The sequence below is a fragment of the Empedobacter sp. UBA5987 genome (genome assembly GCF_002429865.1).
GTDB lineage: Bacteria > Bacteroidota > Bacteroidia > Flavobacteriales > Weeksellaceae > Empedobacter > Empedobacter falsenii_B.
The window spans coordinates 1-21,409 of record NZ_DJBB01000071.1 but is presented as its reverse complement, the minus strand read 5'-3'; the positions used below and the strand labels follow the sequence as shown (position 1 = coordinate 21,409).

At 30.6% G+C, this 21,409-nt stretch carries 21 protein-coding genes; 10 read left to right on the top strand and 11 right to left on the bottom strand.

What is annotated here, in order from left to right; genetic code table 11:
* Positions 1-50: 50 nt before the first annotated feature.
* Positions 51-362 (bottom strand): hypothetical protein, encoded by a 312-nt coding sequence (locus B3J26_RS12620; RefSeq protein ID WP_291074742.1) that lies wholly within the window; start codon positions 360-362, stop codon positions 51-53.
* Between the two features lie 107 nt (positions 363-469).
* Here B3J26_RS12620 and B3J26_RS12615 point away from each other — a divergent pair, with 107 nt between their 5' ends.
* On the top strand, positions 470-1,051 hold the full coding sequence (locus B3J26_RS12615) for a DUF6642 family protein (protein ID WP_291074741.1): 582 nt from the start codon (positions 470-472) through the stop codon (positions 1,049-1,051).
* A gap of 274 nt (positions 1,052-1,325) precedes the next feature.
* On the opposite strand, the gene uvrA is transcribed toward B3J26_RS12615, so the two are convergent.
* Complete coding sequence (gene uvrA, locus B3J26_RS12610) at positions 1,326-4,130, bottom strand: excinuclease ABC subunit UvrA (RefSeq protein ID WP_291074740.1); 2,805 nt, start codon at positions 4,128-4,130, stop codon at positions 1,326-1,328.
* A gap of 151 nt (positions 4,131-4,281) precedes the next feature.
* Entirely contained in the window at positions 4,282-4,620 is a 339-nt protein-coding gene (locus B3J26_RS12605) for a hypothetical protein (protein WP_038331633.1), read from the bottom strand.
* Between the two features lie 158 nt (positions 4,621-4,778).
* Here B3J26_RS12605 and B3J26_RS12600 point away from each other — a divergent pair, with 158 nt between their 5' ends.
* Together B3J26_RS12600 and B3J26_RS12595 are read left to right on the top strand one after the other, a co-directional pair.
* Positions 4,779-5,753 carry a bile acid:sodium symporter family protein gene (locus tag B3J26_RS12600; RefSeq protein ID WP_115002064.1) on the top strand — a complete coding sequence of 325 codons (975 nt, stop codon included), beginning with the start codon at positions 4,779-4,781 and terminating at the stop codon, positions 5,751-5,753.
* Positions 5,734-6,825, top strand: coding sequence for a DUF3810 family protein (locus B3J26_RS12595; RefSeq protein ID WP_291074739.1), 1,092 nt, complete (start codon positions 5,734-5,736; stop codon positions 6,823-6,825). The genes B3J26_RS12600 and B3J26_RS12595 overlap by 20 nt, the downstream gene beginning before the upstream one ends.
* A 32-nt stretch (positions 6,826-6,857) precedes the next feature.
* On the opposite strand, the gene B3J26_RS12590 is transcribed toward B3J26_RS12595, so the two are convergent.
* Positions 6,858-7,526: a head GIN domain-containing protein gene (locus B3J26_RS12590; RefSeq protein ID WP_291074738.1), complete on the bottom strand. Its 669-nt coding sequence runs from the start codon at positions 7,524-7,526 to the stop codon at positions 6,858-6,860.
* An 88-nt stretch (positions 7,527-7,614) separates the two neighbouring features.
* Entirely contained in the window at positions 7,615-8,856 is a 1,242-nt protein-coding gene (pepT, locus tag B3J26_RS12585) for a peptidase T (protein WP_291074737.1), read from the bottom strand.
* A 64-nt stretch (positions 8,857-8,920) separates the two neighbouring features.
* On the opposite strand from pepT, the gene B3J26_RS12580 reads away from it, so the two are divergent.
* Complete coding sequence (locus tag B3J26_RS12580) at positions 8,921-9,787, top strand: hydroxymethylglutaryl-CoA lyase (RefSeq protein ID WP_125350348.1); 867 nt, start codon at positions 8,921-8,923, stop codon at positions 9,785-9,787.
* A 136-nt stretch (positions 9,788-9,923) separates the two neighbouring features.
* Complete coding sequence (locus B3J26_RS12575; protein ID WP_257468139.1) at positions 9,924-11,294, top strand: peptidylprolyl isomerase; 1,371 nt, start codon at positions 9,924-9,926, stop codon at positions 11,292-11,294.
* 59 nt (positions 11,295-11,353) lie between these two features.
* Here B3J26_RS12575 and B3J26_RS12570 read toward each other — a convergent pair whose 3' ends face one another.
* On the bottom strand, positions 11,354-11,896 hold the full coding sequence (locus B3J26_RS12570) for a lipocalin family protein (protein WP_291046588.1): 543 nt from the start codon (positions 11,894-11,896) through the stop codon (positions 11,354-11,356).
* Between the two features lie 125 nt (positions 11,897-12,021).
* On the opposite strand from B3J26_RS12570, the gene B3J26_RS12565 reads away from it, so the two are divergent.
* The 4 genes from B3J26_RS12565 to B3J26_RS12550 are packed head-to-tail and all read left to right on the top strand — an operon-like array spanning position 12,022 to position 14,659.
* Complete coding sequence (locus tag B3J26_RS12565; RefSeq protein ID WP_038331614.1) at positions 12,022-12,294, top strand: DUF2089 family protein; 273 nt, start codon at positions 12,022-12,024, stop codon at positions 12,292-12,294.
* A complete protein-coding gene (locus tag B3J26_RS12560) occupies positions 12,287-12,766 on the top strand; it encodes a PH domain-containing protein (RefSeq protein WP_291053330.1) in 480 nt (159 codons plus the stop codon). The genes B3J26_RS12565 and B3J26_RS12560 overlap by 8 nt, the downstream gene beginning before the upstream one ends.
* Entirely contained in the window at positions 12,747-13,343 is a 597-nt protein-coding gene (locus B3J26_RS12555) for a hypothetical protein (RefSeq protein WP_291074736.1), read from the top strand. Before B3J26_RS12560 ends, B3J26_RS12555 begins: the two co-directional genes overlap by 20 nt.
* A complete protein-coding gene (locus tag B3J26_RS12550) occupies positions 13,340-14,659 on the top strand; it encodes a serine hydrolase domain-containing protein (protein ID WP_291064379.1) in 1,320 nt (439 codons plus the stop codon). Before B3J26_RS12555 ends, B3J26_RS12550 begins: the two co-directional genes overlap by 4 nt.
* 48 nt (positions 14,660-14,707) lie before the next feature.
* Here B3J26_RS12550 and B3J26_RS12545 read toward each other — a convergent pair whose 3' ends face one another.
* The 3 genes from B3J26_RS12545 to B3J26_RS12535 all read right to left on the bottom strand — a co-directional run bounded on the left by B3J26_RS12545 (position 14,708) and on the right by B3J26_RS12535 (position 18,047).
* Positions 14,708-14,974 (bottom strand): hypothetical protein, encoded by a 267-nt coding sequence (locus tag B3J26_RS12545; protein WP_291074735.1) that lies wholly within the window; start codon positions 14,972-14,974, stop codon positions 14,708-14,710.
* A gap of 100 nt (positions 14,975-15,074) precedes the next feature.
* The gene (locus tag B3J26_RS12540; protein ID WP_291074734.1) at positions 15,075-16,061 is read right to left on the bottom strand and encodes a lipoate--protein ligase; all 987 of its coding nucleotides are present in this window, start codon (positions 16,059-16,061) and stop codon (positions 15,075-15,077) included.
* Positions 16,062-16,187: 126 nt separating this feature from the next.
* Positions 16,188-18,047: a TonB-dependent receptor plug domain-containing protein gene (locus B3J26_RS12535; RefSeq protein ID WP_291074733.1), complete on the bottom strand. Its 1,860-nt coding sequence runs from the start codon at positions 18,045-18,047 to the stop codon at positions 16,188-16,190.
* A gap of 87 nt (positions 18,048-18,134) precedes the next feature.
* On the opposite strand from B3J26_RS12535, the gene B3J26_RS12530 reads away from it, so the two are divergent.
* Positions 18,135-19,616 (top strand): PLP-dependent aminotransferase family protein, encoded by a 1,482-nt coding sequence (locus tag B3J26_RS12530; RefSeq protein ID WP_291064375.1) that lies wholly within the window; start codon positions 18,135-18,137, stop codon positions 19,614-19,616.
* 352 nt (positions 19,617-19,968) lie between these two features.
* Here B3J26_RS12530 and B3J26_RS12525 read toward each other — a convergent pair whose 3' ends face one another.
* Both B3J26_RS12525 and B3J26_RS12520 read right to left on the bottom strand, forming a co-directional pair.
* On the bottom strand, positions 19,969-20,424 hold the full coding sequence (locus B3J26_RS12525; protein WP_291064374.1) for a DUF4442 domain-containing protein: 456 nt from the start codon (positions 20,422-20,424) through the stop codon (positions 19,969-19,971).
* A 487-nt stretch (positions 20,425-20,911) separates the two neighbouring features.
* The coding region (locus B3J26_RS12520) for an IS3 family transposase (protein ID WP_291074732.1) at positions 20,912-21,409 on the bottom strand (498 nt) is incomplete at its 5' end.

Here is a 21,409-nt window from a genome sequence, read left to right as displayed (position 1 = left end):
TCAAATTAATCAAAATAATAATACAATAATATTAAATAAAAACTCTACTTTTAAGTGTTCTTAACAAGGGGGAGATTACAATAAGAATTGTTCATGATAGCACTATTTTTCATGACCTGTGAAAGTTCTAAACCAATATATTCTAAATCCTTTGCTTGATTCAATACATAAAGTAAATGCTTACAATTTCCATGACCTAACTCTAATATTTGTTCTTTATTTTGTAATTGTAAATGATCTATTGTCGTTTTTATCATTCCAAAATTACTTTCATTTATTTGCTCACCAACTTCAATTCCATCGTCTCCATTTGGACAGCTCAATTGTTCCGCAAGATTTTGTAAATCAATATTATTTTTCATTAAATTTATTTATATAGAATAATTCTAAATTAATAAATATTAATCATTGTACACGTGATTTTAATCATTTAAAAATTACATCTTATCTTTGAAAAATAGTAAAATAGATGAAGGATATTATACGAACTGAAGAAGAAGATGATTTCAAATTGTTTTGTTTGGAATCTGTAGCAGATATTGAAGAGCAAAATGATTCGCAATTATTGGAATTTTTGGAACATTTGGCGCGAGAATTTCAGATTACAAATGTTTATAAAACGACTGATAGCTTTGAAGGTTTCGAAGAAAGTTTGACCAATCTTCTTTATCATGATAAATATTTTAGAGATTATAAAATCATTTATTTAGTTTTTGAAGGCGAAGGAAATCAAATTCAAATTGATGATTATTACTATAGTTTGGAAGAAGTAGCAGAAATTTTTCAAGGAAAACTAACCGATAAAATTGTTCATTTTGCAAATACAATGAGTTTAGATTTGGAAGACGAAAGTTTTCAATATTTTATTGATGTTACAGGGGCAAAGGCCTTATCTGGATACGTAAATCCTTCTCCGATTTTGAGTACAATTTTAGATCAATATTATTTTTGTTTAGCCAAAGAAATTGATGACGAAGAAGAGCTTGTACATGCATTGTTTGATAGACATGCCAATATATGCCTAAAATTAGGATTTAGATTATATCATTAAAACTAAATTAACTACACAAAAAACTTGGAGATATTAATACTTTAGTTAAAATGAAAAGTGCACACTTATATACAATTTAAAATTATAGAGATAGAAACTGCAAGATTTAATTCTTAAAAATAATGTATAAAAAATTACATTAATATAAACTTAAACAATTCATTTATGTATTTTAAGATAAATGCTATATCATTTTTTTAATTTTATTACCATAAAATGCCCTCAAACAGTGTTTAACTTTTTAGGAGCAATCTGCATTTTTGAGATTTTATTATTATTTCAATTTCTCTTTTAAGAATTGAGCTGTGTAGGACTCTTTTACTTTGACAATCTCTTCTGGCGTACCTTCGGCAACCAAATAACCGCCTTTCTTCCCTCCTTCTGGACCAAGATCAATCACCCAATCGGCTACTTTGATAATATCCATGTTATGTTCGATTACAAAAACAGAATGTCCCAAATCAATCAAAGCACGTAATGCTTTAATCAACTTCTGAATATCATGGAAATGCAGACCTGTAGAAGGCTCATCAAAAATAAACAAGGTTTTATTTGTCGTTTCTCCTTTCGTCAAGAAAAAAGCCAGCTTCACACGTTGTGCCTCTCCACCAGAAAGCGTATTCGACGATTGCCCAAGTTTTACATAACCCAAACCAACATCTTGTAATGGTTTCAGCTTTTCGACAATTTTATTTTGCTGATGCGTTGCAAAAAAGTCAATTGCTTCATCAATTGTTAGATTTAAAATATCTGAAATCGATTTTCCTTCGAATTTAACTTCTAAGATTTCTTTCTTGAAACGTTCGCCATGGCAATCTTCACAAACCAGCTCTACATCAGCCATAAACTGCATTTCGATGGTAATTGTCCCTTCTCCTTTACATGCATCACAACGTCCGCCATCTACATTAAACGAAAAATGTTTTGGTTGAAATCCCATCACTTTACTTGCTTTCTGATTGGCAAATAAATTTCGGATATCATCGTAAGCTTTTACATAGGTCACAGGATTAGAACGCGAAGATTTCCCGATTGGATTTTGATCGATTAACTCAATTCCTTCCAATTGTTTCAGATCTCCAATTAACTCATCAAAATCACCAATTTTATTACCAAAAATCTCAAAATAACGCTGAACCGCTGGTGCTAAAATATCTTTCATCAACGTAGATTTCCCTGAACCCGAAACACCTGTAATAACGGTTAATTCGTTCAGAGGAAATTTAACATCAATATTTTTTAGATTATTTTCTCTTGCTCCAATAATTTTCAGATAATTAGGAGATTTCAAACGTTTTTTAGGAACTTCAATCTCTAATTTTCCGTTCAAATATTTAGATGTTAATGTATCACCTTTTAATAATTCATCATAGGTTCCTTCAAAAACTACTTCACCTCCATTTGTTCCAGCTTCTGGACCAATATCGATGATATAATCAGCAGCTTTCATAATGTCTTCATCATGCTCTACCACAATCACTGTATTGCCTAAATCGCGTAAACGATGTAAAATCGTAATAAATTTGGCTGTATCACGCGAATGTAAACCAATCGAAGGTTCATCTAACACATACATCGAACCAACCAAACTACTTCCCAAAGAAGTTGCTAAATTGATACGTTGTGATTCTCCTCCAGACAAGGTATTCGAAGCACGATTTAGCGTTAAATATTCTAAACCAACATCTAACAAAAATGTTAAACGCGACTTAATTTCGTATATAATTCGACCCGCAATTTGCTGATCATATTCGTTAAATGTAATACTTGTAAAGAAATCATTCAACTCATTCAAAGGTAAATCAACCAAATCATTAATCGATTTATCCGCAATTTTCACGTAATTCGTTTCCTTACGCAAACGCTTTCCTTTACAAGTTGGACAAGTTGTTTTACCACGATAACGAGACAACATTACACGATATTGAATTTTGTATGTATTCTCCTCAACCATTTTAAAAAAACCATCCAATCCTTCCCAATCGTTATCTCCGTGCCACAAATAGTCTTTTTGCTCTTCGGATAATTCAAAATAAGGTTTATGAATTGGAAAATCTACTTTTTGAGAAAGTTTGATAAAATGATTTTTCCACTCGCCCATTTTCTCGCCTTTCCAAGCTACAACCGCATCTTCGTAGATAGACAACGATTTATTTGGAACGACAAGATTCTCCTCAACTCCAATTACTTTCCCGTAACCTTCGCAAGTTGGACAAGCTCCATAAGGATTATTGAAACTAAAGAAATGGATAGTTGGTTCATTAAAAATCAAACCATCTGATTCGAATTTATTTGAGAAATATTTTACCGAATTATCTTCTACATTTACAATCGCTATTTCTCCTTTTCCTTCGAAAAAAGCCGTCTCGATAGAATCTGCCAAACGATGATAAAAAGATTCTTCGTCCTCTGTTGGCAAAGCGATACGATCAATGACAAGATGAATATCATTTTCGGGTTGAGGTTCAAAATTAAATGAAATTAAATCTTCAATTTTCACTTGATTTCCATCGACACTCAAACGTGTAAACCCTTGCTGTTGAAGAATATTCAAATGTTCTGCAAACGAACGCTCTTCTGGCACAACCAATTTTATTTGAAGAATAAATTTAGTTTCAGCCACAAAAGTTTTTAGATAATCAATCGCATCCGTTACCGAATCTTTTTGAACTAATTCTCCTGTAATCGGTGAATATGTTTTTCCAATTCGTGCGTACAACAACTTTAGATAATCATAGACTTCTGTCGTTGTTCCAACTGTAGAACGCGGATTTGTAGAATTTACTTTTTGCTGAATCGCTATTGCTGGCGCTATTCCTTTGATATAATCAACTTGAGGCTTATCCAATTTTCCTAAAAACTGACGTGCATAAGACGATAAACTTTCGACATAACGACGCTGACCTTCCGCATACAACGTATCAAAAGCCAAAGTAGATTTCCCAGAACCAGACATCCCAGTAATCACGACTAATTTATTTTTTGGAATCGCTAAATCAATGTTTTTTAAGTTGTGCAATTTTGCACCTTTAATCAGAATAAATTCTTTCGGATCAAGTTGATTGATATCTTTTTTCATCTTGGCACAAAGTTAAGTTATTTTAGAAAGTTAAACTTAATCGCAACAAAAATTAGTCATAAAATATAACGTATAAAAAAGAACAGATTTAGTTAAAATATAAAAGCGCATCAACATGTTGACGCGCTTTTTTCAATAAAAAAATAAAAATTTATTCCTGAAATAATAAATAATTTTCTTCGTTTAACTCTTGATATCCAACATCGTACACATAAAAAATTGTGCCATTTTTTGATTCATCTACATTTGTAATGTACTTAAAATCAAAGTTTCTCAAACTCAATTCGTTTTTATTTACCGAACGAGCTCCTTCTTCTAATAAAGTTTTTAAGATACGATTATTTTTTCTTAATCTGTTGTTAATATTTCGTACAATTTCTACTTTATCACGATTAAGATTATTATTATAAGAATTTCGACAAAAATCGTTACAAAACTTTTTGTCTTTTCGACCAAATAAAGTTTGGTTACATTGAAGACACGTATTCATAAGATAGATTTTAGGTTATTTAAATACAAATATAAAAAAAAGTTAATCAATTTACAAATACTTAACATTATACCCTTTTCTACTTTAAAACGAAAGTATTAAATATTTAGTAAATGTTTATCATCTTATTTATTATTTTTGTTTAAATTTTATTGATTTTGAAAATTCTAAATAAATTACCCGACCCTTTTATTCTGTTTTTATTCGTTGCCATTGTTGTCGCATATTTTTTCCCAGATATTAGTTTGTGGTCTTACAAGGATTTCAATCTGAATACAATAATTGATATTGGAGTTATCTTAGTATTCTTTTTTTATGGATTAAAACTTAATTGGAAAGAAGTTTTTAAAGATTTAGCAAATTGGAAAATGCATGTCTTGATTCAATCCATCACATTTATATTTTTTCCATTATTAGTCTTGTGTTTCTATCCTTTCATAAAAAATTACCCAATTTATTTTACTCTGTATGTCGCAATATTTTATTTAGCCGCGTTACCAAGTACAGTTTCTTCGTCAGTTGTAATGGTTTCTATTGCGAAAGGAAATATACCAAGTGCTATCTTTAACGCAAGTATTTCTGGACTAATAGGTATTGTTGTTACACCGCTTTGGATGAGTTTGTTTTTATCAAAAAGTAATGGTGAATTTGATTTATTAGGAACTTTTTTGGATTTAGTTCTTAAAATTATTTTACCTGTTTTTATCGGAGCTCTTCTTCAACCTTATTTAGGGTTCTTTTACAATAAATATAAAAAGCAATTCGGTAATTTAGATAAACTAACCATTGTACTTATTGTTTACAACAGTTTTAGTCATACTTTTTTGGATGGATTATTTACAAAATTAGGCGTTCTTCCGTTGTTGGCAGTTTTCATAATTGTAGTTGCGTTATTCTTTTTCTTTTTCAAACTTTCAAAATGGATTGGTAAGAAAATGAATTTTAATCGAGAAGATGATATCACAATTCAATTTTGTTCGACTAAAAAATCATTGGTTCATGGCTCGGTAATTGCAGCAGTTATTTTTACGGGAGATATCGGTATTTATTTGATTCCGGTTATGCTTTACCACACTTTTCAGTTAATTTATATCAGTTATATCGCTAATCAATATGCTAAAGAAGTTGAATAAAACTTATCGAAGTATCCTTATTTTTCTATTTCAAATTATTTTATTTTCGATACTATTTTCAATCGAAAGCGTTGATGATTTCATCGTCAATCATCTTACATTTCCAATTTCAGGATTTATTGCAAAAATTACGAATTCAGTTCATTTTCCTGTTGGAGAATTGTTTTATTTAATCATTGGAATAATCGGTTTTGTATTGATTTTTAAATTGATTCGAAGTTTTTTCAAATCGAAAGAAAAAGTTTCGCATTCAATTTATTGCATTATGATTTTTGTAAACTGTATCTATTTTATTTACACGTTTGCTTGGAGCGTGATGTACAAAAAACAAACGTTAACTATTGACAAAGAAAAAATCGTTATTCAACCTAAAATTCTGAAAGAAATCTATTGCTACGAACTTGATAAAGCAATATCAGCAAGAAATTTAATCGAACACAATGATTCAACAACAACGATAAAATTCAAATCTAATTTAAAAGATTATAATCAAGAATTTTTTGCTTTACAACACCAAGTAAATAATGTAAAATGGTTAAAAAATTATCGATTATTAAAAGATACACAATACAAATTATCTTGGATTTCGGAAATGCAAAATTATATGGGTATTTTGGGATACTATAACCCTTTTACGGCAGAAGCAAATCTGAACAGATACAATACAAATTTGAAACAACCTGCAACACTTTTCCACGAATATGGACACCAAATGGGATTTGCATCAGAAAGTGAAGCTAATTTTTTAGCTTATTATTTAGGTACAAAATCTAGAAATCCTGAAATTAATTATTCGGTTTATTACAAAAGTATTTACACACTTTTAGGCGCTATTTACAAATCTGATCCGTATTTTGTGAAAATGGAATTGGATAATATGCATTCTAAAATAAAGCAAGACAGAAAAGCCGAATTAAAACATTATTTGAAATATGAAGGTGCTACAAGCGATACTTTTTCTGAATTAAATAATCAGTTTTTGAAGGCAAATAACCAAGAAGGAACGATAAGTTATAGCAAATATGTCGAATTAATTTACTTGTTGTATCAAACAAAAAAAGCAACAAATTAATCGTTGCTTTTCTATTATTGTTAAAGTTTTAATTATTTAAAATTAATCTTTCCGCCAGCTAATTTTTTCTGATTACGCTGCGTTGGATTACCATAAATATCAATCACTCCACCTGCTCTAGTTTTTGCATCTACAGATTTCTCTGCTCTCGCTTCTATTACTCCTCCTGCATTTGTTGTTAAACTTGCTGTATCAGAATTTAATGTTTTCGAATAATATTTCCCTCCAGAATTTGCAATTACAGTCTGAAATTCAGTATCACCAGTTAAAATTACTTCTGCACCAGAATTTATTTTGACTTCTAATTTTGAGGTTTCGATTGGTAATTTAATAGATGAACCTTCGTTAGATGTCAAATACAATGCTTGCGATTTTACGACATCACCAGAATAAATGCGAGAACCTTGACTTGCCTGAATTTCATATAATGATTTGTAATAAACCTTAACCGTTGCTTCTCCTCCTTGCATCAATTTGGTTCCTGTCATTTTCAATTTCAGTTCACCTTTGTTATTTTCAACTTGAACATCGCTCGCATTAACTCCATCTACTTTCACTAAGTTTTCGTTTGATGAAATTAATTCAACTGGAATTTTATCATAAACTTTTAAGATATTAAAATCTCCAACATTTATCTCTTCTTGCGCAAATGCAAAAGTTGAACAAAATATAGCGGCTGCTGATAATACGATATTTTTCATAAAAAAAGTTTTCTAATTTGATTTGAAATTACACAAAATTTAAACCAAAAAAGAAAACTTAAGTTATTTTTAAGATATATTGTAAGAATTATTTCGCTCCTTCAGCTGTTAATTCTGCAATACGTACAATAATTTCTGTTGCTTTTTCCATAGATTCTACCGGAACATATTCGTAAGGTCCGTGGAAATTATGACCTCCAGCAAAGATATTAGGACAAGGTAATCCCATAAAAGATAAACGAGCACCATCTGTACCTCCACGAATTGGTTTGATATTTGGCGTAACACCACAGTCTTTCAAAGCTTGTTCTGCGATTTCAACAGATTGGAATTTCTCTTTTACTTTCTCAATCATATTAAAATATTGATCAGAAACTTCTGCTGTAATTACTTCATGATCAAAACGCTCTTGAATATCAGCAGCAATTTGTAAGAATAAAGCTTTACGAGCTTCATATTGCTCCATATCGTGATCACGGATAATGTACACCATTTTTGCTTCAGATACATTTCCTGTAATTTTAGCTAAATGGAAGAATCCTTCGCGACCTTCAGTTAATTCAGGAACTTCATCGTTTGGTAATTGTGCAGCAAACTCCATTGCAATATTAGATGCATTAATCATCTTATCTTTTGCATAACCTGGGTGAACAGATTTACCTTTTATTGTCACAATTCCAGATGCAGCATTAAAGTTTTCGTACTCTAATTCTCCAATTTCAGAACCATCCATTGTATACCCCCATTCTGCACCAAATTTCTCTACATTAAAGAAATCTGCTCCACGACCTACTTCTTCGTCAGGTGTAAATCCAATAGCGATACGTCCGTGTTTAATTTCTGGATGAGCAATCAAATACTCAGCAGCTGTTACAATTTCTGCAACACCAGCTTTATCATCAGCACCTAATAATGTTGTACCATCAGTTGTAATGATAGTTTGACCTTTATATTGAGATAATTCAGGGAATTCGTTTGGTGATAAAATCATTGATTCGTTCAATTTGATATCTCCACCATCATAATTTTCCCAAATTTTAGGTTGTACATTTTCTCCAGAAAAATCTGGCGATGTATCTATATGAGAAACAAACCCAATTGTAGGCACTTCGTGATCAACTGTAGAAGGAACATATCCGAAAACATAACCATTTTCATCAATAGAAACGTCTTCTAAACCGATTTGTTTTAACTCCTCAACCAAATAATTTGCTAAATCCCATTGACGATCTGTACTTGGAAATTTATCTAAAAAAGCCTCACTTTCAGTGTAAGTTTTAACATATTTCAAAAAGCGTGTTACCAACTTTTCTCTCCATTCTGTTTGCATTGCGTTTTAATTTTTGTCAAAATTACTAAATTATCTACCTTTAAGGCGCAAATAAACCAAAAAAATGAGTGAGCTAACTTTTAAAATTATTGAATGTCCACGCGATGCGATGCAAGGACGCAAAGATTTTATACCAACTGACAAGAAAATTGATTACTTAAATCGTTTATTGACTGTTGGTTTTGAAGCGATAGATTGTGGAAGTTTTGTTTCGCCAAAAGCGATTCCACAGATGGCGGATACGAAAGAAGTTTTAGATAATATTGATAAAACCAATTCAAAATCGAAATTATCTGTTGTTGTTGCCAATAAAAGTGGCGCAATGAAAGCTGCAGAACACGAAAAAGTGGATATTATTGGATTTCCTTTTTCTATTTCAGAGAATTTTCAACAATTCAACACGAATAAAAGTCGTGAAGAAGCGTTTGAAATGGTGAAAGAAATCAACCAAATCTCAAATGATAATGGTAAACATATGTTGATTTATTTATCGATGGCGTTTGGAAACCCTTATGGAGAAACTTGGAATGAAGAAATCGTAAAAGAATGGTCTAAAAAAATGGCGGATATCGGAATTTCTTCAATCAATCTATCAGATACAATTGGTGTTGCAGACGAAAAAACAATTGTTGATTTGTTCCAAAATTTGATTCCTCATTATCCAGAAATTGAATTTGGCGCACATTTTCATACCGTTTATACCGAATGGCATTCCAAAGTACAAGCCGCTTATGATAATGGTTGTCGTCGTTTTGATGGCGCTATAAAAGGTTTGGGCGGATGTCCAATGTCAAAAAGTGATATGGTCGGAAATATGCCAACCGAGAAATTAATTAGTTTCGCAAATGAGCACAAAGAAAAACATGGTTTGAATCTTTTTGATTTCGAATCTGCTTGGAATGTTTCTTTGCGTACATTTGGCTTAGTTTAATCTTAACAATAAACTAAAAAATCAATTCTTTTGTTAAAGGAAATTAAAATATGTTGGACTTTAACAAAAAAAGTTAAATTTGCTCATCGGTAAGTTTTTTTATCGAGCTTAGAATATTAAAATGAAATTAAAGTATATGAAATTTAAATCGAGTATGATGTTGCTAATTGCAGCATTATTTACGGTAAATACTTTTGCACAAACAGCAAAACCAACACCAAAACGTCTTGCTAAAGTAGATGGTATAGCTGCTGTTGTCGGAGATCAGATTGTTTTAGAGTCTGATGTAGATCGAGATTATTTAATGTCAAAACAACAAGGGATGCAAGTCGAAGACAAATGTGATTTCCTAAATGACATTATGTTAGACAAAATGTTGGTTGATCGTGCAAAACAAGATACTTTAATCAAAGTGACACAAGATGAGGTAACTCGTCAATTAAACAACCAAATCGAAGGTTTGATTGCTCAAGCTGGAGGAGAAAAACAAATTTTAGACTATTTCGGATTCCGTACAATGGCGGAAATGAAAAACGAAACTAAATATATCGTAGAAGATAATATTTATGCACGTAACAAAAGAGAAATGGTTGTAAAAGGTGCTGATGCTACGCCAGAAGAAGTTCGTTTGTTTTTCGAAAAACACCAAGGTGAGTTACCAGACGTAAAAGACGAAGTTTCGATTAGCCATATTGTAACTTATCCTGAAGTTTCGCAAGAAAATCAACAAAAGATTATTGATCAATTAAAAGAAATCAAAAAAGAAATTGAAGAAGGTGCTTCTTTTGCAACGAAAGCAATTTTATATTCAGAAGATCCAGGTTCTGCAAGTAACGGAGGTGAATACAAAAAAGTTTCTCGTGGTAAAATGGTAAAAGAGTTTGATGCGGTGGCGTTTAACTTACAAGAAGGTGAAATTTCTGATCCATTCAAAACTGATTTTGGATATCATATTATTAAGTTAGAAAAACGTCGTGGACAAGAATTAGATTTGCGCCATATCTTGATTACGTTGAAACCAACAGAAGACGAAATAAAAAAGGCTTATAATAAATTAGATTCAATTCGAGTTTTAATTAACGACGGAAAAATGACATTTAAAGATGCTGCATTAAGATTTTCTGATGATAAATACACAAAATTTAACTCAGGAAATATCATGAACCAAAATTCTGGTGACGATCGTTTCGAGAAAATGGCTTTGCCTCTACCAATGTTTACAGCAATTGCAACATTAAATGAAGGAGATATTTCTCAAGTTTTCGAAGATGATTTTGATAACAGAAAAGCTTTAAGAATCTTAAAAATCAATAAATTTTATCCAGAGCATAAAATCAATTATCAAGATGATTACTATAGAATTCAGAAATTTGCGGTTCAAGATAAAGAACGTACATTGTTGATGGATTGGGTAAAACGTCAAGTTGGTGATGCTTACATTAAAATTGGAAAAGAATACCAAAGTTGTAATTTCCCGATCGATTGGGAAAAGAAAAACCAAAAATAATAAAACAAAAAACCTCGAGAAATTCTCGAGGTTTTTTTATGTCTTAAAAATAAATAATCTTATTTCGCAATCGGAACTTGAGAAGGCCAAATTAACTTACTTGGATCAAATCCTACTTTCTTTGCCGAATCAAAAAATCTGTCTTTTACCTTATCCGAAATCTCTTTCTTACGCGATAGAATCCATAACTTTTTATAATCTTCACTTGCAACTAATACATTATTGTAATCTTTATCAAAATCAATTACATATAATTTTTTTGCTAAAATTGGTAAAAACGTTGTCGAGAACAACCCAACATTTTCAATATCTTGCGTAGCAATTCCTTCAATCTTTTCCCATCCTTTTTTCTTCGCATTATATCCGCGTACAATCACTTCCAATTGCCCATTTTCTTCGTTCAAATTAAAACGATGTGTCACATTTGTTTGTCCTTTTTGTGCTTTATTTTCCAAACGTGCAATCTCGTACCAACGTCCTAAAAATCCACCTAAATCAAAATTTTGAGCTGGTTTATATTTTACCTTTTTCCTATTGTGATTAACGATATATGCTGTTGTCCCTAGCGCCAATGCTGCAAGGGCTAATTTCTTAAAATTCATTTTACTAAAACTTAGGTTGCAAATGTATCAATAATATTAAAGTTGAAAAAATATGATTTCAAATTTTGAATTAATTAAACTTTCATTTAACTTTATTAAAATTAATTTTAATATTATTTAACCAAATGAAAAAACTTCCTGTTATATGTCCCAGCTGTGCCGAAGAATTAGCGGTCGAAAAATTAATTTGCAACCATTGCGAAACACAAGTTGTAGGAAACTATGAACTTCCTTTATTTCTGAAACTTACAAATGAAGAACAAGCATTTATTATGCAATTCTTTGTCAACTCAGGAAGTTTAAAAGACATGGCAAAAGAATTTGAAGTCAGCTATCCAACCATGCGAAATAAAGTAGATGATTTGATTAATAAAATAAAAACAATGTCCGATGAATAAAGAATTTTCAGTATCGATGTCGCTATTTTTTAAGGTTACAACTGCTATTTTAATTGTATTATTAATCTTAATTGGAGGAATATTGTTTAAAGAAACAGAAGTATATGTTGCGGTGATTTATGCAATCATTATTTATCCGTTGTTTGCGTATTATTTTTTAATCTCTTTAAATAAAATTAAAGTTGATTTGAATAATATTTATCTTATTTCAAAAGTCAAAACGAGTATTATTCCGATAAATGAAGTGAAAATTATTACAAGAAAATCTCAAAATAATTTGATGATTATAGGTGCACGAGGCATTTATGGTTTGATAGGAAGATCTATGGACAATTATCGATGCAATATAAAAAATCGTACAAAACTTGTTGCTATTGAATTAGAAAATGTAAAATATTTGGTGAGCTGCGATCAGCCAGATGAATTTGTTAACACAATAAATACACTAAAAAATGATAAAGAAACTCCTTAATCCATTTGCATATTTCGATGAAAAAATACTGTTCATTATTGGACTATTTTCGCATTTCCTTTTCACTTATATCGCCAAAATTACTGAATCTTTTTTCCCTGATTTTTTAAGCATTAAGAAAAATGGAATTTCTTATTCTTATCTCGATTTGTTGTATCAAAATACGAGAAATTTAGTAATTGCAATCCTCATATTTTACATTTTAGGAAAAATCATCAATAACAGAACACGAATTATAGACATTGTAAACGTCGTTTTAATCTCTAGAATAGCCTATTACATTGTATTTATTACCGATTTTATTCCAATTGTCAACAAAAGTATGGACAAAGTTCTAAAAGGAATTACAACAAATAATCTCGAAGTTTTACATGAAGCCCCAACAATGATTGTACTTGTAATTGTAGCTTTTATTGCGATATTTTTCTTGTGTGTAATGCTCTATTATTTATACATCGGTTTCAAAACGGTTACAAATATGAAAAGCACCAAACAAATTTTTGCTTTCATTGCTACCTTGTTATTTATCATTGTTTCAACTTCAATATTATCATTATTAATACCACAAAAAATATGAAAAAAGTTTTATTAGCACTGACTTGTATAGCTACTACTAGTACATTTGCGCAACAAATTAACAAACCAGCTTTGGATAGTTTATTTCTTTCTTTACATGAACAAAAAATTGGTGCAGGAAGTGTTTCTATTTTCGAGAATGGAAAAGAAATTTATTCTAATTCGTACGGAAATCGTGACTATGAGAGTAATCTTGTCAATAATAACGACACAAAATTTAGGATTGGTTCCATCACAAAGACTTTTACAGCAACTTTGATTATGAAAATGATAGAAAATGGTAAATTAACGCTTGAAACAAAACTTTCAAAATTTTATCCGAAAGTAAAAAATGCAGATAAAATTACGATTCAAAATTTGCTACAACATCAATCTGGAATTAATAATATTACAAGCAACAAAGAATTTCTTGAATGGTATTTGCAAGATTTAACAAAAGAACAATTGCTAGAAAAAATCTACCCATTAAAATCTGATTTCGAACCCAATACAAAAGAAGGATATTCGAATACAAATTATATTTTGTTAGGTTTCATTTTAGAAGATGTTTCAAAAAAATCATTTCAAGATTTGATCGAAAATATCATTATTAAACCTTTAAAGTTAAAGAACACAAAAGTTGGAGGAAAAATATTAATAAATCAAAACGAAGCAAAATCTTACAATTATTTCAATAATACGTATCATTTATTACCAGAATCATCAATGACAATTCCTCTTGGAGCAGGTATCATGGTTTCTACACCAACAGATTTAAATACATTTATTTATTCGCTTTTAAATGGTAAAATAGTTTCTGAAAAATCTGTCAAACAAATGACAACTATTAATGATGAATTTGGTTTTGGATTATTTTATGATAAAATAAATGACACAAAAGGAATTGGACACAACGGCTCTATTGACGGTTTTAGTTCTTATACTTTTTGTTTTGATCATACTGCTTTCTGTTATGCTATTACTCAAAATGCAAATGAAATTTCAAAAGAATTACTTAAAACTAATTTATACAATGCTACTCATAACAAAAAAATAGAGTTTCCTAAAAAAGTTATTTCAATAGATGTTTCTTCAGAAATTTTAGAAAAATATTCGCACGAATATTCTTCTAATGAACTTCCTATTGCAATTAAATTTTTCGTAGAAGATGGAACTTTTATGGCACAAGGAACAGGACAATCTGCATTTCCGCTAACAGCAATTTCCACAACCGAATTTGAATTTGCTCCTGCAAAAATTAGAATTAATTTTAATGAAAATGGTTCAGAAATGAAATTAATTCAAAATGGAAAAACCTTTAATTTTAATAAAAAATAGTATAATCATAAAAGACAAAGCAAATTGCTTTGTCTTTTTATTTAAGAATTAACAAGCTGTTCCTCCTTCAAAATTTATCATTGTAGTTTTTTTATCAGATTTTCGAGTAATTGTCATTGTTCCATTAGCTAAAACTGAATCAGATTCTACATTTTGTTCTCCAATTTTTGCATTAATTTCGATAATATAATCATCATTCTCTAAACGCAACGTATATTCGTTTTCAGTAGATTTAGTATCGTCATTTTTAGAAGAAAAACTTCTTTTTTTCCATTTATAGTAGCTACTGGAATTGATTTTTAATAGAAAACACATTTTCTCAATCGGAAATTGGCGCCCATGATTCTTTATGAATCTATATTTCATCGACCTTTCTTGGAGAAAATGCTGATTGCTTTTTTTAAGATATCACGTTCTAGTTCAGTATCTCTAAAATTTCGCCTACTGTAACCTTTCCAAAATAATCCGTTACATCAATAGAATTCAAAACTTTTGCAATTTCTTCTTCATTGTGTTTTACACCAATTAGTTTATTTTCTAAACCTTCAATCGATTCTGAAGCGAAAAAATCACCAAATATTTTAACTTTTTCGATTGTTCCGCCTCGCTCTACATTCAAGTGAACTTCAATAAAACCTGCTGGAATTTTCTTCGCGTTTTTGAAATTATATTTTGGTGAAAAACCAAAATTCCAATCCCATGTTTGGTATTTTTCTTCAATCAATTTCGCAACACCATTCAAATCTTCGGTTGTTAAATGATAAATTGTTGCTCCTTTATTTGTTTCTAACATTTCATCAATCAACAAAGCTTTCAACTCGTCCGTCGTCATTTCATTTGGAAAATATTCGATCAAATTAATCACACGCGCACGATTAGATTTGATGGCTTTATCCACATATTTTAAGGGATTAATTTTTAACGCATCGCCTAAAACAGACATGTCCGAATTAAAAAGGATCGTTCCGTGCTGAATCATTTTCCCATTACGAGCCAGTTTCGCATTTCCACTAAACTTTTTACCATCAACCAACAAATCGTTTCTTCCTTCCAATTTTGCAGGAACATTCAAACCGTTTAATAATTTGACAACAGGTTCTGTAAAAGTCGAAAAATCCATAAAATCATTCTGTCCCAATAACGTATGGAAAGAAAAATTTAGATTCCCTAAATCATGATAAACAGCACCACCACCCGACATGCGACGAACAACTTTTATATTATTCTCAGTCACATAATCCAAGTTAATTTCGGCCAATGTATTCTGAAATTTCCCAACAATAATTGACGGCGCATTGATATACAACAAAAAAATATCTTCCGTTGGATAATGGTACAATAAATATTCTTCTAAAGCTATATTGAAATACGCATCGTGAGATGGCGAATCGATGATAATCATACAAATTATTTTTGCAAAGTTAGGAAGAAATTTATGGAATCAAAAAGAGACAACTTTCCTAAAAAAGTTGTCTCACCGCATTTATAATATAAACTATTAAAGAGAATGTTAAATGTTTGTCATCATTTAAATTCCAGTAAACATAATCCCTAAACTCATCCAAGTTGTTGGTAACGGAATTGCTCCAGCTTCGTTATATGTTGTGTTAAAAATGTTTTGCGCATCAAAATAAATACTCAAATTATTTTTGAATGAATGATTAATTCTTGCATCAGTAATCCAATAAGATTTATATGATTGACGTGTATTATAACGATTCGCTACACTTAAAGTAGTTCTTCCGATTGAATAATCTATAGTATTGATTAACTGATGTTTTAAACTTTCTATTTTATATTTAGAATTGTATTGATCATCCACATTTTTAAACTCAGAATCAAGATAAGAATAGCTCAAAGAAAACTTCAAATTTTGATTAGCAGAAAGATTTGCTAAGTACGAAACTTTCGTATTAAATCCGTGTGTTTTTAAATCTCCAAAATTTTGTGCTTGCCATGGTTCATTAGATGTTAAACGTACCCAATCGATAAAGTCTGTGATCGAACGATAAAAATAATAGGCATTAAACGTCCAATTTCTCTTGTTGTATTTGAAACCAATTTCTGTTTGAAACGCCTTCTCAGATTCTACATTTACATTTCCTATATTTCCTGGTCGCTGATCCAAATATAAATCTGTAAACGAGGGAATTCGCTGGCTTGTACCTGCATTTACCATCAATTTCAAGTTCGAATTTACCGCATAACTCGCATCAATTCCTGGAAATGCTTGCCAACCATATTGCGAATTATAGTTAACATATGTTCCGACATTTACATTCAATTTTGGTGTAATATCCGTTTTATATTCCGCATAAAATCCAACATTATCGCGTGTATGATTTTTGATACTTGTGGATGAAATTTGCTCATTTCGGTATTCTACTCCTACTCCAATTTGCCCTTTATTCAATTGATACGTAGAATTCACTTCTCCCGAAATAGAATTTGAATAATGCAGAGAACGCGCTTTATTCAAATCATTTTTATAATAACGATAATCATCAAAATTGTATCGATAACTCACTCGTGGCGCTAAGGTAATTCGATCCGATAATTGATGCTTTGATTGAATGTTAACTAATGTTGTTTCAACCAATTCTTTCGAATTTTTATCACCCGGAGATGCATAAAAGCCATTTGCTCCAAATCCATTTTTCACATAACCATACGAAGCAACTAAACTATTGGCATCATCAAACTGAAAATTCCCTTGATAATACAATTTATTGTTCTCGTAAGCCGTATTGTATCGGTATCCATTTCCCCAATCATGGCTCACATACAACTGATGTTGATGCGTTTCTTTTGCCAAATTCGCACCAAGTTGCACACCTCTACTTGCGTAGGTGTCACCTGTATCTTCGGTATCTTTCTTAAAACTTGTTCCAAAATAGGTATTCGCATAAACGCCCGTTTTCTTTGGTTGACGAGTGACAATATTAATAACACCTGTCAAACTATTATTTCCGTAAACACGAGCAGCCGGACCACGTACCACTTCAATTCTGTCAATCGCTTCTAGAGGAATGGGAAGATTTAACGCATTATGAGCCGTTTGATGATCCATAATTTTTACTCCATTCAACAAAATCAATGTTTGCTCAAAACTTCCGCCATCCATCGAAATATCAGCTTGCGTTCCAAACGGTCCTCGTTGACGCAAATCTATTCCAGATGCATACTGCAACACATCCTGTAAAGAACGTGCAGGTAATTTGTTTATTTCTGATTTACTTAACACATAAATGTTTCTATTTTCTTTAGAAAGTGGCGTATTCAGCCGGTTATCTAATATAGAAACTTCACCTATTGCAATGGTATCATTCGAATTTTGTGCAAAAATACTTTGTGCAGCTAAACACAATACCATGGTAATCTTCTTCATTTTTGACTAATTATTTATTTAATTGAGTTAAATCTGATGCGAAAGTAGTACCTTTCCGATCTATAAGAATATACCAGTTTACAGATAATGAATAGTCCGGCTGAAATACCATACAAAAGTTTTATAGAAATCGAACGCAATTCGGATACACCTATTTATCTTCAATTAGCGAATCAGCTGGCTAAAGCAATACAATTAGGCTATATTCCAAGTGGGACAAAATTACTTGGAACAAGACAATTAAGTGAAATTTTAACGCTTCATCGCAATACTATTGTCAATAGTTTTCAGGAACTTGAAGCTCAAGGTTGGATAGAAATCGTTCCAAATAAAGGAAGTTATGTATTAAGTCAATCTTCTCAAAAGTTTCAGAAAACCATTGTTCCAAAGCAATTTTCAATCAATTTGTATCCTGATAAAACAGGTTTTCAATTTGAACAATCGATACTTTTGGATAATCCGTACGAAAATTTTAATCAACGCTTATATTTAACCGATGGAACAATCGATCATCGGTTAGCAGAACTAAAACTTCCTGCTAAATTATATTCAGCTATTTTAAAAAGAAAAACGTCAATTTCAAAGGTAAATCAGTCCAAAAATGAGTACTTTTTAAAGAATTTAGCAAATTATCTCAATTTGACAAGAGGTTTACATATTTCGAAAGAGAATATTTTAGTGACGAGAAGTTCGGAAATTTCACTTTTTTTAATTGCAGAAATTCTACTGAAACAAAATGATGTTGTTGCGGTTGCAAATTTAAGTTATTATAAAAGTAACATGATTTTTCAGACACAATTCGCTAAAATCAAACAAATAAAAACGGATGAATTCGGAATTGATACCGACGATTTAAGAAAATTATGCGAGCAATTTCCAATACGAATTGTATATGTTACACCCCATCACCATTATCCGACAACGGTTACGCTAAGTTCACAAAGGAGAGTTGAATTACTACAACTTTCGCAGGAATTTGGATTTGCGATTGTGGAAGATGATTACGATTTTGATTTCCATTATAGCAATCATCCTATTTTACCTTTGGCAAGTTCGGATCAAAATGGAATGGTTGTTTACACGGGAAAATTTGGTCATTATCTTGCTCCAGGATACCGAATTGGATTTATTGTAGCGCCAAAAAATCTAATTCTCGAAACCAAGAAACATTTGTCCATTCTTGATCAGCAAGTTGATCCATTTATCGAGCAAGTTTTAGGTGAAATGATTAGCGAAGGTGAAATTAATCGAATTCTAAAAAAACATCGTAAAACTTATCGAGAACGCCGCGATTATTTTTGTCAGAAATTGAAAACTGAATTAAATGATTTCATCACTTTTACGAGTCCAAATGGAGGTTTAGCGGTTTGGATTAATTTTAATCAACCTATAAATTTGATGGAATTAAAACGAAATTGTGCAAAATATGAATTGTTTATTCCGCAAACAATTTTATATCAAACCCAACATCAAACTGAAATTCGCCTTGGATTTGCACATCTAAATTTTGAAGAAATAGATGAAGTGGTTTCAATTTTGAAACAAGAAATCACAAAAAAAGCTGAATAAATCTCAGCTTTTATATTTTATGTAGGATTGATTACAATTAACCTAAAATCAATGTAATAATTAATTCCGATAAAATAAATCAACGCTAAAAAAGCATAAATTATAGCTTGTTTTGATGGTATAATTTTGATTTTTTTTAGCAGAATTCCAACCAAAAAATTAAGTATAATCAATTGTAAAATAACCAATAATGATTAGTGAATTATAAAATACATAACACTAGAAAAATTTACAATACGAATTGAGCCGTAACTATTGTAGGATTCGTGAAGAAATAATGCTAAACAACTTACAAAAGAAACAATAAAACTAAATAGTACAGAAATTAAAAATGTTTTAAGTATTGGGTTTATTATTTTTTTTCTCTCAACTTGAATGTCCACGTAAATTGAAATTCTGAAACAACATCTCCTTCCTCGTCTACACCTCTACTTGTCACATTTAGTGATACACCTTTCTTGGTTTCAATCGCTTCTTTTATAGCCGCATCTATTTTTTCTCCATCTTCGCACGTAAATACAATTTTACCAATAGCTTTTTTCAAATACTTCGATTGCATTCCCAAAACCAACATCGAAATATCTTCTCCTGATTTCGAAATCTTAGCATTTGCCATCAAACCAGAAGAAAATTCTGCTGCCATTCCTTGCACTGCCCAAAACATACTTTTGAATGGATTTTGATTAAGGAATCCATATTTTACTCGTGTCGAAACTTTATTTTCTTCCCACGACTCCAAACGAACACCCGCAATCCACGCAATCGGAATTTGAGTTGTCAATATATTTTTAAAAAGTTCTTTGTTCATATTTATAGATACTTGTGATTTTATTAAAAATCCAATATAAAAATAAATCTTGAAATTGAGAACTATAATTAAAACAGATTTTAAGTATTCCTATAAATTCAGCATCTTTTTCAATTTACTAATTGAATTTCTACTTACTTTAAAATGTTTGGCAACAGTTGAATTGGATAACTTATGCTCTTTTTGATAATTCAACATATATATAATATCTGATTTTTCATAGGCTCTATGTTTTTGATTTTCATGATCAATATTGTACGAAGTATCAAAAATAATCTTGTTTACACGTATAATATCTATTGAAGAAAAACTTTCTTTTTCAAAAAAAAATTCACAAATTTTAATTTAGTTGGAAACTTCTCTACCACCAGATCAAAGTATATTTGTTTGTAGTTAGGTGCTATTTTTGGTATTTCTTGATCCATTTGTATAAGGTAGTTTTGGGTATTTTGTATTCTGGATATCCCCCTGAATTTTCCAGTGTAAGTTAAGCTACATTTTTTAAAAATTGTAAATTATTATTAAACTCAAAAATAGTTTTATAATTCAAAGCTTTATGTCTTCTATTTCTGTTATACCAAATTTCAATATACTGAAAAATTTGTTTTTTCATTTTCTCTCTTGTAATTAATTTATTTCCATAAATCATTTCAGTTTTTAACGATTTAAAGAAACTCTCAGCCACAGCATTGTCCCAGCAATTCCCTTTCCTTGACATGCTACGGATAACACCATAAGAATCAAGCGTATTTGCAAACTTCTTTGATGCATATTGTATTCCTCGATCAGAATGAAATAGCATTCCTTTTTTAATCGATCTATTCTTTATAGCCATACGCCATGCTGATAAAGTTGTATCTTCAGTACTCATCGTATTGCTCAAACTCCAACCAATGACCTTTCTATCATATAAATCGATAATTGTTGTTAAATATAAAAATCCTTCTTGAGTTTGAATATAAGTGTCGTACTTCATGACTTCGTA

What these genes read in the sequence shown, in the direction of transcription:
- B3J26_RS12620 (WP_291074742.1), bottom strand. Translation starts at nt 362, where the DNA reads ATGAAAAATAATATTGATTTACAAAATCTTGCGGAACAATTGAGCTGT.
- B3J26_RS12615 (WP_291074741.1), top strand. Translation starts at nt 470, where the DNA reads ATGAAGGATATTATACGAACTGAAGAAGAAGATGATTTCAAATTGTTT.
- uvrA (WP_291074740.1), bottom strand. Translation starts at nt 4,130, where the DNA reads ATGAAAAAAGATATCAATCAACTTGATCCGAAAGAATTTATTCTGATT.
- B3J26_RS12605 (WP_038331633.1), bottom strand. Translation starts at nt 4,620, where the DNA reads ATGAATACGTGTCTTCAATGTAACCAAACTTTATTTGGTCGAAAAGAC.
- B3J26_RS12595 (WP_291074739.1), top strand. Translation starts at nt 5,734, where the DNA reads ATGCTAAAGAAGTTGAATAAAACTTATCGAAGTATCCTTATTTTTCTA.
- B3J26_RS12590 (WP_291074738.1), bottom strand. Translation starts at nt 7,526, where the DNA reads ATGAAAAATATCGTATTATCAGCAGCCGCTATATTTTGTTCAACTTTT.
- pepT (WP_291074737.1), bottom strand. Translation starts at nt 8,856, where the DNA reads ATGCAAACAGAATGGAGAGAAAAGTTGGTAACACGCTTTTTGAAATAT.
- B3J26_RS12580 (WP_125350348.1), top strand. Translation starts at nt 8,921, where the DNA reads ATGAGTGAGCTAACTTTTAAAATTATTGAATGTCCACGCGATGCGATG.
- B3J26_RS12575 (WP_257468139.1), top strand. Translation starts at nt 9,924, where the DNA reads ATGAAATTTAAATCGAGTATGATGTTGCTAATTGCAGCATTATTTACG.
- B3J26_RS12570 (WP_291046588.1), bottom strand. Translation starts at nt 11,896, where the DNA reads ATGAATTTTAAGAAATTAGCCCTTGCAGCATTGGCGCTAGGGACAACA.
- B3J26_RS12565 (WP_038331614.1), top strand. Translation starts at nt 12,022, where the DNA reads ATGAAAAAACTTCCTGTTATATGTCCCAGCTGTGCCGAAGAATTAGCG.
- B3J26_RS12560 (WP_291053330.1), top strand. Translation starts at nt 12,287, where the DNA reads ATGAATAAAGAATTTTCAGTATCGATGTCGCTATTTTTTAAGGTTACA.
- B3J26_RS12555 (WP_291074736.1), top strand. Translation starts at nt 12,747, where the DNA reads ATGATAAAGAAACTCCTTAATCCATTTGCATATTTCGATGAAAAAATA.
- B3J26_RS12550 (WP_291064379.1), top strand. Translation starts at nt 13,340, where the DNA reads ATGAAAAAAGTTTTATTAGCACTGACTTGTATAGCTACTACTAGTACA.
- B3J26_RS12545 (WP_291074735.1), bottom strand. Translation starts at nt 14,974, where the DNA reads ATGTGTTTTCTATTAAAAATCAATTCCAGTAGCTACTATAAATGGAAA.
- B3J26_RS12540 (WP_291074734.1), bottom strand. Translation starts at nt 16,061, where the DNA reads ATGATTATCATCGATTCGCCATCTCACGATGCGTATTTCAATATAGCT.
- B3J26_RS12535 (WP_291074733.1), bottom strand. Translation starts at nt 18,047, where the DNA reads ATGAAGAAGATTACCATGGTATTGTGTTTAGCTGCACAAAGTATTTTT.
- B3J26_RS12530 (WP_291064375.1), top strand. Translation starts at nt 18,135, where the DNA reads ATGAATAGTCCGGCTGAAATACCATACAAAAGTTTTATAGAAATCGAA.
- B3J26_RS12525 (WP_291064374.1), bottom strand. Translation starts at nt 20,424, where the DNA reads ATGAACAAAGAACTTTTTAAAAATATATTGACAACTCAAATTCCGATT.